Genomic DNA, 15,805 nt, shown 5'->3' on the forward strand with positions numbered 1-15,805 from the left:
TTGGGCCGGAGAAGAAGAGATGAAGGTGCGTCATGGCAAATGACGATTCGCTGTCAGTTCGTCTGTCGGAGCCGTGAGTATTAGACCTATGGCTACCTGGCCGATGGCGTGCCTCATGATGAGCGATGCCCTGGCTACTCGCAAAAAAATACCGATTTCGAACCACCGACACTCTGTCGTGAGGTGCCGTAGCATTCCCTCGCCTACCAGCATTTCCGAGTCTTGCGGAGCATGATGGAAAAAATGCGCCCGGCGCTTATCGCTTGCGCCCGACTTATGGCGGTACGTCGACTCTTGGAAGCTGACATCACTCAGGACGCCTCACGATGAAAACACGCATCACAGAACTCTTCGGCATTCGCTACCCGATCATCCAGGGCGGCATGATGTGGGTGGCGCGGGCGGAGATGGCTGCGGCGGTTTCCAATGCGGGCGGGCTGGGCATACTCACTGCCTTGACCCAGCCGGACCCCGAGCATCTGGCGCGGGAGATCGAGCGTTGTCAGGCGATGACCGACAAGCCGTTCGGCGTGAATCTCACGTTGTTGCCGGCGATCAATCCGCCGCCCTATGACGAGCACCTCGACGTGATCATCGCCAGCGGGGTGAAGATCCTCGAGACGGCGGGCAACAACCCCGGCGCCTATATCGCCCGGGCCAAGGTCGCCGGGCTGAAGGTGATCCACAAGTGCGTGTCCATTCGTCACGCGCTGAAGGCGCAGAGCCTGGGTGTCGACGCCATTTCCATCGATGGTTTCGAGTGTGCCGGCCATCCCGGCGATGACGATGTGCCAGGCCTGATCCTGATCCCCCTGGCGGCGCGCAAGCTGGATATTCCGGTGGTCGCTTCCGGCGGCATTGCCGATGGCCGCGGCATGGCGGCGGCGCTGGCCCTGGGGGCCGAGGGTGTGAACATGGGCACGCGTTTCTGCGCCACCCGGGAGGCGCCGATTCACGAGAACATCAAGCAGGCGCTGGTGGATGCCACCGAGCGCGATACTCACCTGATCTACCGCCCGCTGCGCAACACCGCGCGAGCGCTGAAGAACGCCATCTCCGACGAGGTGATCAGCATCGAGCGGCGCGGCAGCGTGCAGTTCGAGGACATCCGCCATCTGGTTTCCGGCACCCGTGGCCGGGCGGCGCTGGAGTCCGGCGAGGTGCAGGACGGCATCATCCACGTCGGCCAGTGCATCGGCCTGATCGATGATATTCCGACCTGCGCGGAGCTGATCGAGCGCATGGTCGCCGAATGCCGCGAGCGTCTGCAGATCGCCCAATCCTGGGCCGAATGAGCGCTGGAACTGAAGGACGAAGCTTCGCCCGGCTAGCCCGGCGCCAGCCTGTTCGCGCTGGCGATGATCAGTTCGATGGCTCTCCGGGCAATCGGCGAAAGGGTCCGTCCGGCGTGGCAGACGATGGCGCTGTCGACCTGCAGCATGCCGGGCGGCAGCGCAGGCCGAAGGCGCGAGTCCAGATCCACCACCGCTCCGCTGTGCAGGTCGTCCTCCAGCCAGGCGCGCCAGGTCAGCAGCAGGGTATCGCTGGCCAGTGTCGTCTCGCGCAGCAGCTTCAGGTCATTGCAGCTGAATGCCAGCGGGATCGGCACATCGGTGGGCAGGTCGAGCACCGCGCGCAGCCGGTCAGGGAGTGACTCGTTGAAGATCACCGAACTCCAGGGATATTCGGCCATCTGCTGAAGCGTGACGGGCGCTTCCTGCTTCGCCAGCGGATGGTCGCGGCGGCAGGCTATCGCCGCTGGCTGTGCGGGCAGGCGCGTGATGGAGAAGCGCGGATCGCTGATCCGCTCGCTGGAGTAGGCGACGAAGAACTCGATGTGCTCCTGCTCCAGGTGATGCATCAGATGGTGCCAGTGGTTGACCTCGACCTTCACGACCAGCCGGGGAATGCTCCTGCGCAGCTCGATCAGGGCGTCCTGCACGTACAGGTTGGCGGCCATCATTCCCGCGCCGAAGGTCAGCTCGCCACCCTCCGCATTGGCGATGTGCTCGGCCTCGGCGCTCAGCCGGCCGGCGCAGCTCAGCAACTCGCGGGCGCGCGCCAGGATCTGCCGTCCCGCCGCCGTCAGCGCCACTGAACGGGTATCCCGGTCGAACAGGCGAACCCCCAGATCCGCCTCCAGCGACTGGATGCTGCGGCTGAATGCCGTCTGCGAGAGGTTGGCCCGCTCCGCTGCACGGGAAAAGTGCAGTTCTTCGCCCAGCAGGACGAGGTGGCGGACGCGCTTCAGGTCGATTGAGTCATTCAATGCATTAATCCGTGCTTATCTTTGCATTGGACGCTTTTAACGCAGATCCAGAAACTTATCCACAGCAGCCCGATCCGGCCTGCCACTCCAACAAGAACAATCACCCGCGCGTCGTGGCATTGGCGCGCGACAAGACAAAGGAATGCTGCAATGCACGTGCGCCCCCTGCTCGGCACCCTGGCCGTGGCCCTGTTCGCCAGTTCGGCACAGGCCTCGGAAGCGGATCTCAAGAGCCGTATCGACAGTCTCGTCAGACAGGACGAACCCCAACTGGTCGAGATCTTCAAGAAACTGCACCAGAACCCGGAACTGGCCTTCCAGGAAACGGAAACCTCGGCCCTGGTTGCCAGGGCGCTGAAGGAGCAGGGCTTCGAGGTCAAGACCGGCATCGGCAAGACCGGCGTGGCGGGCATCCTGCGCAACGGCCCGGGGCCGGTGGTGATGTACCGCGCGGACATGGATGCCCTGCCGATCAGGGAAACCACCGGGCTGCCCTACCAGAGCAACAAGACCACCGCCTGGCTCGACAATCCGAATCAGCCGGTGGCGCATGCCTGCGGTCACGATGCCCATGTCACCTGGCTGCTGGAGGTCGCCAAGGTCATGGCGCAGCTGAAGGACCAGTGGTCGGGCACCCTGGTGCTGGTCGCCCAGCCCGCCGAGGAAACCATCGAGGGCGCCGTGGCCATGGTCGACGACGGCCTCTACACGTTCGCCCCGAAGCCCGACGTGCTGGTCGCCGCCCATGTCATCCCGGTCTATCCGGCGGACAGCGTCGCTCTGCGTGAGGGACGGCGGATGGCGGGCACCGAGCAGATCGACGTCGAGCTGCCGGGCATCGGCGGCCATGGCTCCACGCCGAGCGTCACCAAGGACCCGGTGGTGATGGGCGCCATGGCCGTGATGGGCTACCAGACCATCATCAGCCGGATGGTCAACCAGGCCGAGCCGGCGGTGCTCACCGTGGGAGCCTTCCAGGCCGGGACCGCCAACAACATCATTCCCGAGCTGGCGACGCTGCGGCTCAACCTGCGCTGGTACGACGAGGGCGTGCACCAGCAGTTGCTGGATGGCATCAGGTCGGTGACCAATGGCGTCGCCCAGATGAACGGCATGCCCGCGGAACGCATGCCGAAATTCATCTCCAAGGGCAAATCCTCGCCGCTGGTCAATGGCAAGCCGCAGACCGACCTGGCTCGTGCCGCGCTGAAACGGCAGTTGGGGGAGGACAAGGTGCTCGAAGGCGTGCCGCCGATGATGGGCTCGGAAGACTTCCACATGCTGGCCAGCCCCTACCCGGACACCCGGGTGCTGTTCATCGAGGTCGGTTCGGGCAAGCCGGATGTCTACCGGAACCTGGTCGAGAAGGGGCAGATGCCGGTGATGAACCACAATCCCAACTTCGCCGTCGAGCTGCCGACGCTTGCGACAGGCGCCCGGGCGCTGTCCTCGACGCTGATCGCCTTCTTCGGCGAAACCTGAAACGAAAAAGGCCCCGCATCGCTGCGGGGCCTTTGAATCGTGGTGCGGCACCAGGAGTCGAACCTTATGCTTGCAGGCCTCATTAAAGCGGATTTTTCCACCCACAAGGTGTTCGGCATATACGTAATCGTATACCTAAAACTGAATCTACCCCTTTAGCACCGGATGCCGAATCGCACCTTCAACGGCTGCAGCTCCGATCTTGCGGTCTATAGATCATTTACTGCTTCGCATGCTGCTGGGCACGTATGGGTAGCGCGCTACCGTCCGCTATTGGCAACGGCTCAGTGCTCTGCCACGTTTGTCAAAGGCATCCAAGCGTCGCCGCTGGCTATTGATCTGGATCACGTGCCCGCCAAATAGTTAACCCCCGCCCGGCGTAGTGTCTTCTACGCGCCCGTCCTTCAGAAATTCCCGGCCTAGACGCATCCGCGTAAGCGTCCTAGGAAATGTCCGGCAACCTGATTAACCCTTTCAGACGCATGGTCAGGAGCCTCCCTTGAGATGCCGGCAACGCGCCAGTACGCTTGTTCTCGCTGGTTATCTGCCGCCCGGGCTTAAAGCAATGCCGCTCGGATAAAAACAAACCTCATAGAGAGTGTCGTACTGTGAAAAAACGCAATTTCCTGGTGCCGCTGGCGACCCTTGCCGCGGGGCTCTCCGCCGAACAGGCCTCTGCCTTGGCGCAGCCGGCGCCGCAACTGTCGGTCGCCGACGAGCCTACTCACAACCTGCAGGTCCCTGTAGCTGGTGAAACGATCACCGCCCGTCATGGCGAGGATCAATTCAGCTTCATCCTAAAGCGCAACGAGCAGGGCCAATTCATGGCTTGGCACACTTCGCACGCTTCGCATGCGTCTCACTCCTCGCATGCATCGCACGCTTCGCATGCATCCGGATACTAATGAACGCTCCGACAGTTATTGAGTTCGACCAGCGCCTCTACACGGCTGACGCCGTGCAGAGTGCTGCTTACCGTGCCATGAATGCCCTGACGGTGGATATCCGTGTTGAGGGTGAGAGGTTGCTCTGCCAGCTCACGCCTAACGACGGGATCGGTAGCGAGGCATTTTCGCTTGCTGTTCAAGAGTTCAAGAAAGACGCGTTGGACTATCAGTTGCGCCAGAAGCTAAAGACAGAAACCGAATCCGTCCGCAACCTGATTCTGAGTCTCGCGTTCTCCAAAACCGGTCTGCAGTAATGAGCAAATTCCACGGCATTGGTGCCTATGCGCCAACGCACTCGTATGAACTGCTGCCGTTCAAGTTCGACCGCCTGAATGACAAGGAATACCTCCTGACCAATATGGTTGGGGAGTTTCTGGTCATTCCCGAGGCTCTACTTGGCGACATCGTCGGCCACACCCTGCCACTCACTTCAGATTGGCTTCCCGATCTGCGCGCCAAGCAGTTCCTGCGTTTTCCCGAAGAGCAGGCTCCGCTCGAATTGCTGGCCCTGAAGCTGCGTACGCGGATGAGTCGCCTCGCGCAGTTCACTAATCTGCACATCTTCGTGGTCACCCTGCGCTGCGATCACAGTTGTCCGTACTGCCAAGTCTCTCGTCAGTCGGAGGACAAGGCAGCGTTCGACATGACTCCGGAGATGGCCGACCGTGCACTCGACTTCGTCTTCCGCTCGCCCAACCCGGCGATCAAGATCGAGTTTCAAGGCGGCGAGCCGCTGCTGAACTTCGAGATGGTCAAGTACGTGGTGACACAGGCCAAGGAGCGCAATCGTACGGAAGGCCGCAACTTGCAGTTCGTGATTGCTACCACGCTGTCGCTGTTGACTGACGAGATGTTGGCCTTCTGCAAGGAGCATCAGATATCCCTGTCGTCCTCGCTGGATGGCCCGGCAGACTTGCACAACGCCAATAGGCCTCGACCAGGCCGAGACAGCCATCAGCGCTTTGAGGAAGGACTGCAGCGAGCTCGCGCCGCTCTGGGTTTCGATTACGTCTCGGCGTTGATGACCACTACCGAGAAAAGCCTGCCGCGTGTTCGCGAGATCATCGACGAATACTTGCGTCTCGGCTTCGATGGCATCTTCCTGCGCCCGTTGTCGCCCTATGGTTTTGCTATCAAAACCAAGCGCTTCATGGCTTACGACGCGGCCCGCTATCTGGAGTTCTACAAGGAAGGCCTGCAGTACATCATCGAACTCAACAAGGCCGGCATCCGCTTCAGCGAGTACTACAGTTCGTTGGTACTGGCGAAGATGCTGACTTCCAACGACCCAGGCTTCGTCGACCTGATGAACCCCTCCGGCGCCGGCATCGCCGCCATCGTGTTCAACTATGACGGCACGGTGTATGCCTCCGACGAGAGTCGCATGCTGGCCGAGATGGGCGACCCGGCCTTCCGTCTTGGAAATCTTCTTGAGCAGAGCTACGAGGAGATCATCCTTTCCGACAATCTGCTCGATGCCCTAGAAGATTCCTTCACCCTCAGCGTGCCAATGTGTGCCGACTGTGCCTTCGAACCCTATTGTGGCGCCGAACCGGTTTATCACCATGCAGTTCACAAGGACGTCGTTGGGCGCAAGCCGGAATCGGGGTTCTGCTCGCGCAACATGGGCATCTTCAAGCACCTGATCGGCCTGCTACGTAGCGATCCGGAAACCAGGCAAATTCTCACAGGGTGGGCCAATCGATGCTGAAGCTGGGTGGAAAGGTACAGCACATTCACGTGGTCGACCTCGACAGGCAGGTGAGACTGCACCAGGTGGTGACCGGCCGCACTCTGCCGATGGTACTGCGCCAGAGGCGGGCGTTCCTGTTCGATGGCGGCGATGTCCCCGACGGCTTTGCCCACTACCTGGTGCCGGAATGCTTTGCCGAAGTCTTTGTGGCTGCGGGGGCAGACGTCCAGTACACGGTACTGCCGTCCGACTACGAATACCTGGCCGAAGGCGACATCATCCGCCTGATGCCGGCCCGCGACAGTGTGCGTGTGCTGTACCGAGCCAACGCGCCGATGAACGCGATCATGGTTACCGAGCAGTGCAACCACTATTGCCTGATGTGCTCTCAGCCACCAAAGAAGGCTGATGACTCCTGGCTGCTTGATGAGATCGAGACTCTGATTCCGCTTATACCGCGTGATGCCCGCGAAATCATCTTCTCCGGTGGTGAGCCGACCCTCGCCGGCGAGCGTTTTCTACGACTGCTGGAACTGAGCAAGAGCTACCTGCCGCACACAGCGATACATGTCCTCTCCAACGGCCGGAGTTTCAGCGACATGGCGTTCGCCCAGCGATATGCTGCAATCCGTCACCCTGACCTCATGGTCGGCATTCCGCTGTACTCTGATGACCCTACTCGGCACGATTACATCGTCCAGGCCGAGGGGGCATTCAACGAGACCATGCTCGGTATCCTCAACCTGAAACGCCTCGGTCAGCGGGTCGAGATCCGCGTGGTAATCCACAAGCAATCTATCGACCGCTTACCACATCTGTGTGAGTTCATTGCCCGCAATCTGCTGTTTGTGGATCACGTAGCCCTAATGGGGCTTGAGATGACCGGTTTCACTCGCGCCAACCTGCCTGAGTTGTGGATTGATCCCTGTGACTATCGCGATGTGTTGAGTGAGGCGGTCAACATTCTCGTCAAATACCGCATGAGCGTCTCTGTCTACAACCACCAGTTGTGCCTGGTGAACGCCGACGTCGAACCGTACTACCGAAAGTCAATTAGCGACTGGAAGAACGAGTACGCTCCGGAATGTTCAGGCTGTAAACGGCGGATGGACTGTGGCGGATTCTTCTCCTCTGGTCTGCAGCATGGCTACAGCCAGCAGTTGAAGCCTTTCTAGCGGAGTGCATACACCTCCTTTGGCGCAACTCGGCCTCAGCCGCACCACGCCCGGTGGGCGCATGACCGCAGCAGCAGGTGAATAGGCGACGATAGTAATGCTGGCAGGCGATGAAGACTACGTTATGCGCCTGGCCGAGCTTGCTGATGTAAACCTAATTGAGGCCATCAAGGATGATTCTGATAAACGTCGGACCGTCTCTAAGTTCAGTCAGCCACATTCAATACTATCCGCGACAGTGGGCAACACAATGACGAGTAAGAACACCATGGCTAACAATCTGACCGCCGCATACGCCAACAAAAAAACTGAAAAACTGATTGCCCTGCTCTCGTGCAAGTTGAGCGTGGGCGCACGCTCCGCAATCGAGGGAGTCCTCCTGGAGCGCAACTTCACCACTGAGCAAATCAAGGCCGCAGAGAGGGCGCACTCGATTCGAGGTTTCAAATGGTGGCCGCTGTGGGGCGGAATCGGCTTGGGCATGTCTCTATTTTGGATCAATTACGGATGGGATCATGGGCAGCCAGTTTTTCTCGTTTTGGCGCTCTTCTACAGCGTATTTTGCGTTGGTGTACTCCAGTTCAACAAATGGTGTTTCCTAATCACCACTGTCCTGAGTCTTAACCCTCTCATGTGGATCATAAACGGCATCTACCTGAAAAGGCGCTGGAGCCACCCACGCTGCAACTGTGGGGAGGTGTGATTGTCAGTCAGGGTTATGGGCTAGAGCGAGGGCCAGCGAGCTACGTTTCAGCTCTGGTGGGGCGCAATAGCTCCACAATATCGACGCCCAGCGCATGAGCCAGTCGTTCTAAGCCATCGATGCTGACATTGGTCACACAGCGCTCTAGCTGTGAGACGTAGGTACGGTGGAAGTCAGCAAGCTCGGCCATTTTCTCCTGACTCAAGCCGCGGTCTGACCGCAGCCTTTTGAGATTGGCAGAGATGCGCTGCCGTGCAGTTGCTGATGCAGATGGATGAAATGCTTTCATCCGCAGAGGGTCTTCCCTCTACCGTGTTACCATCTACAGAGTATAAATCTACTGTCTTTGAATCTCATTTCCGTGCTGAGAGGGTGAATGCCACATCTCCTCGCCGCCCCTGCTGCAGGCATTGAGGTAGTGCCAATGGAGTCACGCGGCCTATAAACGTCCCCACGGGAGTCTCTTTTAGCGACCCAAAACCTGTGCTGCTGCCCTAGGTTTGAGGGAGTTGTCGCCCTCAACGCGGGCCCTTCAACCGGGTAGTGCTAGCCCGGTGATAGCCCGCGTCAGAAATCGCTCATAAGCCTGCCGTCGATTTGTAGGAAACGTAACCCCGGCGTAACCCCCGACTCAGAAATGAAAAAGGCCCGCATCGCTGCGAGCCTTGATTTTCATGGTGCCGGCACCAGGAGTCGAACCCGGGACCTACTGATTACAAGTCAGTTGCTCTACCAGCTGAGCTATACCGGCCAAGAGGCGGCCATTATAGCCATGCCGCTGGCGCTGTAAACCTCTTGTTTTTCAGTGCGATGGCACCACGGGTCAGTGCGCGTTGGCAGCCTCGGCGGCGCCGGGTTTGGCGCCGAAGGGCGGTTTGGCCAGCCAGATGATCACCAGCATGGCGACGAACACCCAGCCGAGCATGGTGAAGTACTCCACCGTCGAGATCATGTACGCCTGGCTTTCCACCATGTGGTCGAGCACCGCGGCGCTCTGCTGGTTGACGCCGCCGAGCTGGTTCAGCGCATCCACGGTGGCCGGGTCGTAGAGGCTGATGTGCTCGGTGAGCTGGGCGTGGTGCATGTTGGCGCGGTGGGTCCAGAGCCAGGTGGTCAGCGAGGCGGAGAAGCTGCCGGCGATGGTGCGCAGGAAGGTCGCCAGGCCCGAGCCGTCGGCGATCTGTTCCGGCGACAGGTCGGAAAGCAGGATGCTGAGGATCGGCATGAAGAAGAACGCCACTCCCAGGCCCATGATCAGCTGCGCCATCGCGATGTGCCAGTAGTCCACCTCGGTGTTGAAGCTGGCGCGGATGAAGCAGGTGAGCGCCATGGCCAGGAAGGCCAGGCCGGCGATCATGCGCAGGTCGAAGTTCTGTGCGTAGCGGCCTACCAGCGGCGAGAGGAACATCGGCAGGAGGCCGATCGGCGCGGCGGCCAGGCCGGCCCAGATGGCGGTGTAGCCCATCTGCGTCTGCAGCCATTGCGGGATCAGCAGGCTGATGCCGAAGAAGCCGGCGTAGCCGAAGACCAGCGCGATGGTGCCGATGGTGAAGTTGCGGTTGGCGAACAGGCGCAGGTTGACGATCGGATGGCGGTCGGTCAGCTCCCAGATCACGAACGCCGCCAGGGCGATCGCCGCGACGATGGTGCCGCCGATGATGAAGTTGGATTCGAACCAGTCGAGGTCGTTGCCCTTGTCGAGGACGATCTGCAGGGTGCCGACGCCGAGCACCAGCAGCGCCAGGCCCATGTAGTCCATCGGCGAGTGCTTGAGCACCACCGGGCGGTCGCGCAGCTGCTGGTAGACCACCGCGATGGCGACCAGGCCGATCGGCAGGTTGATGAAGAAGATCCACGGCCAGCTGTAGTTTTCCGTCAGCCAGCCGCCGAGCAGCGGCCCGGCGATCGGCGCGACCACCGTTACCATGGCCAGCAACGATAGCGCCATGCCGCGCTTGGCCGGCGGATAGACGGAGATCAGCAGCGCCTGGGTGATCGGGTAGATCGGGCCGCAGACCAGGCCCTGCAGGGCGCGGAAGATGACCAACTGGTTCATCGACTGGGCGATGCCGCAGAGGAACGAGGTCAGCATGAACAGGATGGTGGCGGCCATGAACAGCTTCACTTCGCCGAACCGGCGGCTGAGCCAGCCGGTGAGGGGCAGGGCGATGGCGTTGCTCACGGCGAACGAGGTGATGACCCAGGTGCCCTGCTCGGCGCTGGCGCCGAGGTTGCCGGCGATGGTCGACAGCGACACGTTGGCGATGGTCGTGTCGAGCACCTGCATGAAGCACGCGAGCGACAGGCCGATGGTGGCCAGCGCGCGGTTCGGCGGGTTGAAGTGGGCGTTCTGGTTCATCTGCGGCTCGTATCAGCGCTGCGCGGTACGGTGGGGGCCGTTGGCCAGGTTGGCGTGGATCAGCCGCTCGATCAGCTCATCGGCCGAGGCCAGTTGCTGCTGATAGACGTCCGTCGACAGCTGCGCGCCCTGGGTCGGCTGCTGGGCCAGCGCCGGGCCGCTCTGGTCGTGCAGGTCGACCTGCGCGGTCATCGACAGGCCGATGCGCAGCGGGTGCTTGTCCAGTTCCTCCTGACTGAGGCGGATGCGCACCGGTACGCGCTGGATGATCTTGATCCAGTTGCCCGACGCGTTCTGCGCCGGCAGCAGGGAGAAGGCGCTGCCGGTACCGACGCCGAGGCTCTCGATGGTGCCGCTGAACTTGATGTCGCTGCCGTAGAGGTCAGAGTGCAGCTCCACCGGCTGGCCGATGCGCATGTGCTTGAGCTGGGTTTCCTTGAAGTTGGCGTCGACCCACACCTGGTCCAGCGGGATGACCGCCATCAGCGGCGCGCCCGGCTGCACGCGCTGGCCGACCTGCACGGTGCGCTTGGCGACGTAGCCGGTGACCGGCGCGACGATCACCGCGCGGGCGTCGTCCAGGTAGGCCTGGCGCAGCTTGGCGGCGGCCGCCTTGACGTCCGGGTGGGACATGATGTCGGTGTCGTCGACCAGCGCGCTGTTGGTGTTCAGCTTCTGCTGCGAGGTGGTCAGGGCGTTGCGCGCGGTGTCCAGCGCGTCGCGGGCGTGGGCCAGTTCCTCCTGGGAGATGGCGCCGTCGTTGGCCAGGTTCTGCCGGCGCTTGTAGTCCGCCTCGGCCTTCGCCAGCGCGACTTTCTTCGCCGCCACGTCGGCCTTGTTGCCGTTCACGTTGCTGAACAGCCCGCGCACCTGGCGCACGGTGCGTGCGAGGTTGGCTTCGGCCTGCTGCAGGGCGATGTCGGCGTCGCTCGGATCGAACTTCACCAGCACCTGGCCCTTGTGCACCAGGTCGCCATCATCGGCGCCGATGCTGACCACGGTGCCGGTGATCTGCGGGGTGATCTGCACGATATTGCCGTTCACGTAGGCGTCTTCGGTGTGTTCGTGCCAGCGGCCGAAGGTCAGTTCCCAGGTCGCGCTGGCCGCGCCGCCGATCAGCACGACGGCGAGCAGGATCAGCAGCCAGCGCTTGCGCTGCGACGACTGTTTGGAAATGGCTTGCTTCTTGGGGGTCATGTCCGTTGCCTCGTCATTGCGCGTCGGTCTGGGCGAGCGCGGCGGGGGCGCTTCCGGCGTCGGTCTGGAAGCCGCCACCCAGGGCTTGAATCAACTGGATGGAAAGGTCGATGCGTTGCGCTTCAAGGTTGGCCAACTGGCGCTCGGCGAGCAGCAACTGCTGCTGCACGCTGAGGGCGTCGAGGTAGTTGCCGACGCCTTCGCCATAACGGCGCATGGCCAGTTCGAAGTTGGAGCGGGCGATGTCGCGGGCGTCGCGCTGGTCGACCAGTTGCTGCTGCAGCGAACGCAGCCGGCCGAGGTCGTCGCTGACTTCGCCGAGCGCGCCGATCAACGCCTTGTTGTACTGCGCCACGGCGAGGTCGTAGTCGGCGTCGCTGCCGGCCAGGTCGGCACGCCGTCGGCCACCGTCGAACAGCGGCAGGGACAGCGCCGGGGCGAGCTGGTAGAAGCGGCTCGGCGCTTCCAGCAGGTCGGTGGTGTGCAGGGTCGCCAGGCCGAGCATCGCGCCGAGGTTGAGGTTCGGATAGAAGCGGGTCTTCGCCGCCTTGATGTCCTTGCTCGCCGCTTCGACGCGCCAGCGCGCGGCGACGATGTCGGGGCGACGCCCGAGCAGTTCCGCCGGCAGATTGGAGGGCAGGGCGAGGACACCGGGTTGCAGCCCGCGCGGACGCTGGATGGCCTGCCCGCGATCCGGCCCCTGGCCGAGCAGCACGGCGAGGGCGATGCGGTCGCCGTCGATGCGCTCCTCGGCAGCGGTCACCTGTTGCCTGGCGCTGGAGACCTGGGCCTGGTTCTGCTGCAGCTGGACCTTGCTGTCGAGGCCGGCGTCCATGCGCTTCTGGCTGAGGTCCAGGAGGCGCTGGGAGCGCTCCAGTTCGTCCTTCGCGAGATCGTGCGCGATATAGGCGTGGGCGAGCTCGCTGTAGGCGCGGGCGATGTTGGTCGAGAGGTCGACGGCGGCGGCCTGGCGATCGACCTCGGCGGCATTCGCCCGGCCGAGCGCGGCTTCCCAGGCGGCGCGCTGGCCACCCCAGAGGTCGATGTCGTAGTTGAAGCCAAGGGACAGGGACTTGATCGAGACGTAGCGACCGCCCAGCGGTTCCGAGGCCACACTTTTCGGCAGGCGGATGCCGGAATAACTGGCCTTGCCATCGACGCTCGGCATGCGTGCGGCGTCCTCTACCTGGGCCGCAGCCGAAGCCTGGCGGGCACGCGCGGCGGCGATCTGCAGGTCCGGGCTGCCTTGCAGGGCTTCGCCGATCAGGCTGTCGAGCTGCGGGTCGCCGAGGGCGCTCCACCATTTCTGCGTCGGCCAGGCGGCGCTGGAAAGCGGCGTGCCGTCGAGGGTCTGTCCCGCCTTGAGCGAGGCCGGATCGACAGGCTTGCCGCTGGGCTCCAGGCCGGCGGACGTCACGCAGCCGGAGAGCGCCAGGCCGGCAGCCAGGAGCAGGGTGGTTGCCCGCGCGCCATTGAGCAGGGTGACGGGCATGATCAGTTCTCCTCGTCCAGCGCAGTGACGACGCCGTGAGCGCGCAGGACCTTGTCGAGCAGGCTGGTCAGGGTTTGCAGCTCTTCGGCGGACAGGCACTCCACCAGGTCGTTCATGGCCGCGCTGGCGATCTCCGGAGCCTGGGCGTTCACTGCTTCGCCGGCCTTGCTGAGCTGCAGGCGCACGCTGCGCCGGTCGTTGGGGCAGGGATGGCGCAGCAGCAGTTCCTTCTTCTCCAGGCGGTCGAGCATGCGGGTCATCGAGCCGCTGTCCAGCGACAGTTCGCGGCAGAGCTCAGCCGGGGTGTTGGCGCGGTTGTAGCCAATGAAGAACAGCACCTTGAATTGCGCGGCGGTGATGTCGAGGTGCGCCAGGTACTTGTCCAGCATCCGGTCCTTGAGGGCGTTGGATGCGGCGAGGAGATGGGCGATGGATTTCCGGAAAGGGAAGTCGGCGACGGCGTAGTGATTCATGACTGGTCAGTAACTGCCTAGGCAGTGAGTGTCTGCACATGATACTGCCTAGGCAGCAATTGACAATAATCAATCGTTGCAGGAATGGAACAATCAATTCCGCTGGCGCTCTCCCGAAACCATGTCGAAGCATCCCGGGCACCGTTTCCGTGCATCTGGCGGTTGTTATCCAAATCCTTATGCACAAGAAGGACGAGGCTTAGGAGTAATTCGTATATTTCTCTCGTTTTACTTCGGGCGTGTTTGTAACTTATTGAATTTTAATGATATTAACTGGATGGTTGAAAAATGATCAGCCTTGGGAGGTGCGTGGATGGCGGGGCGTTGCGGTGATTCTTCGGCATTTACCAACAGACTTATCCACAGCTTCTGTGGGTGGCTGGCGGAAGTGCCCGAGTTAGCCGCGTTCGGCGAGCAGCAGCAGGTTGCGAGGAGTCAGCTGGGGAGGGCAGAAGAGCCCGAGACGCACTCGATACCCTTGCTCATGAAGGAATAATGCACGGTCGAGCAGCAACCAGAGTTCGATCGGTCGGCGGAACAATCCACGCACCAGTTCTAGGTTGCGCACCACGGCGAGGCGCTGCCAGCCGCGTTCTTCCAGGGCCTGCCAGTCGCGCACGGCGGGAGTGGGCAGGTCTTTCAGCGCGGCGAGGTCGTGGCAGTAGTCGGCGAAGGACTTCTCCAGCCAGCCGGGCGGCACCGAGGGTACCGGCAGGTAGCTGTCTTCGCCGCGCAGTTCCCGCTGCAGCAGGTCGAAGGCCAGCCGGCGGGCCATCGAGGCGTCGCGCTGGCGGCGTATCCGGGCGCCGGCGGTGACGGTCTCGGTCAGCGGCAGGCGCAGGTCGTCCTGGCTCAGTACCAGTTCCGATTGTCGGGCGATTCGCGACAGCGGCCGGTAGTGCTCGGTTTCGATGCGGTTGTAGCAGCACGGGGCGACGGCCAGTTGCCGGCAGCCGCTCTCCGCACCCAGGCGCAGCAGACGCACGTGCAGGTCGCCGCAGGCATGCAGGGCGACCGCGGTGTGCGTCGGGCGCAGATGGGCGCCGGCCGATTCGGCGAGCACATCCTGCTCGCGGTGGCGGGCATTCAGGCGCAGGCGGTCGCTCATGTGCTGGCCGTCCTCAACCAGCGCGGCCTGGTATTCCAGGCTGAGCAGCGGCTCGCCGGAATGTGCCAACAGGCGGCCGAGATGCCCCTTGCCGGCGCACCAGTCGAGCCAGTGGCTGGGCCTGTCGATAAAATCCAGGCGGCTGGCGAAGGCTTCGATCTGCTGCCATTTGCGCCCGGGCACATCGACCGTGAAGGCCGACGGCAGCTCGGGCAACGGCTGCGCCGGCAGTTCGCCGACGGCGCTCAGCTCGGCGGACTGCGCCGCGAGTTGCGGGAAGGGCGCCGGCGCCGGCAATTCGTGGGGCTGGTTATGCACCGCGTCGGCCTGCTCCAGCGTGCGGCCGCGCAGCCAGCGGGCCAGCTCGGGGTAATCGGCCTCCCACGGCAGTTCCAGCAGGGTGAACGGCTTCGGCCGCCACAGCGCCTGATGGGCGAGCAGGAACGCGTCCAGGGCCTGGAAGCGCTGGAGCAGGGCGTCGCCGGTCAGGATGTCGTCGCTGGGCTGGAGCACGGTGCGGAAGTGGCGGAAGCAAGGGGGGCGCGATTATAGCGGCCCCCGCAGAAGGATGGATTGCCGTTCGCCCGAGTCATCCTGGGGCGCAGGGAATTTGTTCGCGGGCATGGCCCGCTCCTACGGGTGTGGCAAGGGCGTAGGGTGGAAATCGCGAAGCATTTCCACCTTGTCGTGGGGGTGGGGCGGTGGACAAGCTTCGCGTTGTCCACCCTACAAAAAGCGCCCTTGGTCGCACTCCTACAGGAATACGCGCCGCGTCTGACCGTAGGAGATTCTATGTCAATGGGGCTTCGCCTCCTGGGGGTGATAAGCCGTCTGCGTCTGCATCAGGGCAAAGGCTATCCGGGCTAATTTGCGGGCCAAAATGGTCAGGGCCTCGGTCTTCTTCAAC

Annotated in this window: 14 protein-coding genes and 1 tRNA gene; 7 read left to right on the forward strand and 8 right to left on the reverse strand. The window is 62.6% G+C overall.

Going from position 1 to position 15,805, the window contains the following annotated elements; all coding sequences use genetic code 11:
* Nucleotides 1-326 precede the first annotated feature (326 nt).
* Entirely contained in the window at nucleotides 327-1,295 is a 969-nt protein-coding gene (locus JFY56_RS13490) for an NAD(P)H-dependent flavin oxidoreductase (RefSeq protein ID WP_208314256.1), read from the forward strand.
* A 32-nt stretch (nucleotides 1,296-1,327) separates the two neighbouring features.
* Here JFY56_RS13490 and JFY56_RS13495 read toward each other — a convergent pair whose 3' ends face one another.
* Nucleotides 1,328-2,269, reverse strand: coding sequence for a LysR family transcriptional regulator (locus JFY56_RS13495; RefSeq protein WP_208314257.1), 942 nt, complete (start codon nucleotides 2,267-2,269; stop codon nucleotides 1,328-1,330).
* A 150-nt stretch (nucleotides 2,270-2,419) separates the two neighbouring features.
* Between JFY56_RS13495 and JFY56_RS13500 the strand changes: the two genes are divergently transcribed.
* The 6 genes from JFY56_RS13500 to JFY56_RS13525 all read left to right on the forward strand — a co-directional run bounded on the left by JFY56_RS13500 (nucleotide 2,420) and on the right by JFY56_RS13525 (nucleotide 8,269).
* Nucleotides 2,420-3,751 (forward strand): amidohydrolase, encoded by a 1,332-nt coding sequence (locus JFY56_RS13500; RefSeq protein WP_208314258.1) that lies wholly within the window; start codon nucleotides 2,420-2,422, stop codon nucleotides 3,749-3,751.
* Nucleotides 3,752-4,359: 608 nt separating this feature from the next.
* Nucleotides 4,360-4,656 carry a His-Xaa-Ser repeat protein HxsA2 gene (gene hxsA2 / locus JFY56_RS13505; RefSeq protein WP_208314259.1) on the forward strand — a complete coding sequence of 99 codons (297 nt, stop codon included), beginning with the start codon at nucleotides 4,360-4,362 and terminating at the stop codon, nucleotides 4,654-4,656.
* A complete protein-coding gene (gene hxsD, locus JFY56_RS13510) occupies nucleotides 4,656-4,952 on the forward strand; it encodes a His-Xaa-Ser system protein HxsD (protein WP_208314260.1) in 297 nt (98 codons plus the stop codon). Before hxsA2 ends, hxsD begins: the two co-directional genes overlap by 1 nt.
* Entirely contained in the window at nucleotides 4,952-6,409 is a 1,458-nt protein-coding gene (hxsB, locus tag JFY56_RS13515; protein ID WP_208314261.1) for a His-Xaa-Ser system radical SAM maturase HxsB, read from the forward strand. Before hxsD ends, hxsB begins: the two co-directional genes overlap by 1 nt.
* Nucleotides 6,403-7,566 (forward strand): His-Xaa-Ser system radical SAM maturase HxsC, encoded by a 1,164-nt coding sequence (gene hxsC, locus JFY56_RS13520; RefSeq protein ID WP_208314262.1) that lies wholly within the window; start codon nucleotides 6,403-6,405, stop codon nucleotides 7,564-7,566. Before hxsB ends, hxsC begins: the two co-directional genes overlap by 7 nt.
* A gap of 97 nt (nucleotides 7,567-7,663) precedes the next feature.
* Entirely contained in the window at nucleotides 7,664-8,269 is a 606-nt protein-coding gene (locus tag JFY56_RS13525) for a hypothetical protein (RefSeq protein WP_208314263.1), read from the forward strand.
* A gap of 40 nt (nucleotides 8,270-8,309) precedes the next feature.
* Here the strand turns inward: JFY56_RS13525 and JFY56_RS13530 are convergent, their stop codons facing one another.
* From JFY56_RS13530 to JFY56_RS13560, 7 genes are all read right to left on the reverse strand, one after another.
* Complete coding sequence (locus JFY56_RS13530; RefSeq protein ID WP_208314264.1) at nucleotides 8,310-8,558, reverse strand: helix-turn-helix domain-containing protein; 249 nt, start codon at nucleotides 8,556-8,558, stop codon at nucleotides 8,310-8,312.
* A 386-nt stretch (nucleotides 8,559-8,944) separates the two neighbouring features.
* Nucleotides 8,945-9,020: transfer RNA gene (locus JFY56_RS13535), tRNA-Thr, on the reverse strand.
* 72 nt (nucleotides 9,021-9,092) lie between these two features.
* Entirely contained in the window at nucleotides 9,093-10,628 is a 1,536-nt protein-coding gene (locus JFY56_RS13540) for a DHA2 family efflux MFS transporter permease subunit (protein WP_208314265.1), read from the reverse strand.
* A 12-nt stretch (nucleotides 10,629-10,640) separates the two neighbouring features.
* The gene (locus JFY56_RS13545) at nucleotides 10,641-11,825 is read right to left on the reverse strand and encodes an HlyD family secretion protein (RefSeq protein ID WP_208314266.1); all 1,185 of its coding nucleotides are present in this window, start codon (nucleotides 11,823-11,825) and stop codon (nucleotides 10,641-10,643) included.
* 13 nt (nucleotides 11,826-11,838) lie between these two features.
* Nucleotides 11,839-13,317 carry an efflux transporter outer membrane subunit gene (locus tag JFY56_RS13550; RefSeq protein WP_208314267.1) on the reverse strand — a complete coding sequence of 493 codons (1,479 nt, stop codon included), beginning with the start codon at nucleotides 13,315-13,317 and terminating at the stop codon, nucleotides 11,839-11,841.
* 2 nt (nucleotides 13,318-13,319) lie between these two features.
* Nucleotides 13,320-13,790, reverse strand: coding sequence for a MarR family winged helix-turn-helix transcriptional regulator (locus tag JFY56_RS13555; RefSeq protein ID WP_208314268.1), 471 nt, complete (start codon nucleotides 13,788-13,790; stop codon nucleotides 13,320-13,322).
* A 397-nt stretch (nucleotides 13,791-14,187) separates the two neighbouring features.
* Complete coding sequence (locus JFY56_RS13560) at nucleotides 14,188-15,411, reverse strand: methyltransferase (protein ID WP_208314269.1); 1,224 nt, start codon at nucleotides 15,409-15,411, stop codon at nucleotides 14,188-14,190.
* Nucleotides 15,412-15,805 lie beyond the last annotated feature (394 nt).

The organism is Pseudomonas schmalbachii, from assembly GCF_017589465.1.
In the GTDB taxonomy this organism is placed as follows: domain Bacteria; phylum Pseudomonadota; class Gammaproteobacteria; order Pseudomonadales; family Pseudomonadaceae; genus Pseudomonas; species Pseudomonas schmalbachii.

Bases quoted from the DNA above. Each gene is read 5' to 3' on its own strand.
- JFY56_RS13545 (WP_208314266.1), bottom strand. From the start codon at position 11,825: ATGACCCCCAAGAAGCAAGCCATTTCCAAACAGTCGTCGCAGCGCAAG.
- JFY56_RS13530 (WP_208314264.1), bottom strand. From the start codon at position 8,558: ATGAAAGCATTTCATCCATCTGCATCAGCAACTGCACGGCAGCGCATC.
- hxsC (WP_208314262.1), top strand. From the start codon at position 6,403: ATGCTGAAGCTGGGTGGAAAGGTACAGCACATTCACGTGGTCGACCTC.
- JFY56_RS13550 (WP_208314267.1), bottom strand. From the start codon at position 13,317: ATGCCCGTCACCCTGCTCAATGGCGCGCGGGCAACCACCCTGCTCCTG.
- JFY56_RS13500 (WP_208314258.1), top strand. From the start codon at position 2,420: ATGCACGTGCGCCCCCTGCTCGGCACCCTGGCCGTGGCCCTGTTCGCC.
- JFY56_RS13490 (WP_208314256.1), top strand. From the start codon at position 327: ATGAAAACACGCATCACAGAACTCTTCGGCATTCGCTACCCGATCATC.
- hxsB (WP_208314261.1), top strand. From the start codon at position 4,952: ATGAGCAAATTCCACGGCATTGGTGCCTATGCGCCAACGCACTCGTAT.
- JFY56_RS13525 (WP_208314263.1), top strand. From the start codon at position 7,664: ATGCTGGCAGGCGATGAAGACTACGTTATGCGCCTGGCCGAGCTTGCT.
- JFY56_RS13540 (WP_208314265.1), bottom strand. From the start codon at position 10,628: ATGAACCAGAACGCCCACTTCAACCCGCCGAACCGCGCGCTGGCCACC.
- hxsD (WP_208314260.1), top strand. From the start codon at position 4,656: ATGAACGCTCCGACAGTTATTGAGTTCGACCAGCGCCTCTACACGGCT.
- JFY56_RS13555 (WP_208314268.1), bottom strand. From the start codon at position 13,790: ATGAATCACTACGCCGTCGCCGACTTCCCTTTCCGGAAATCCATCGCC.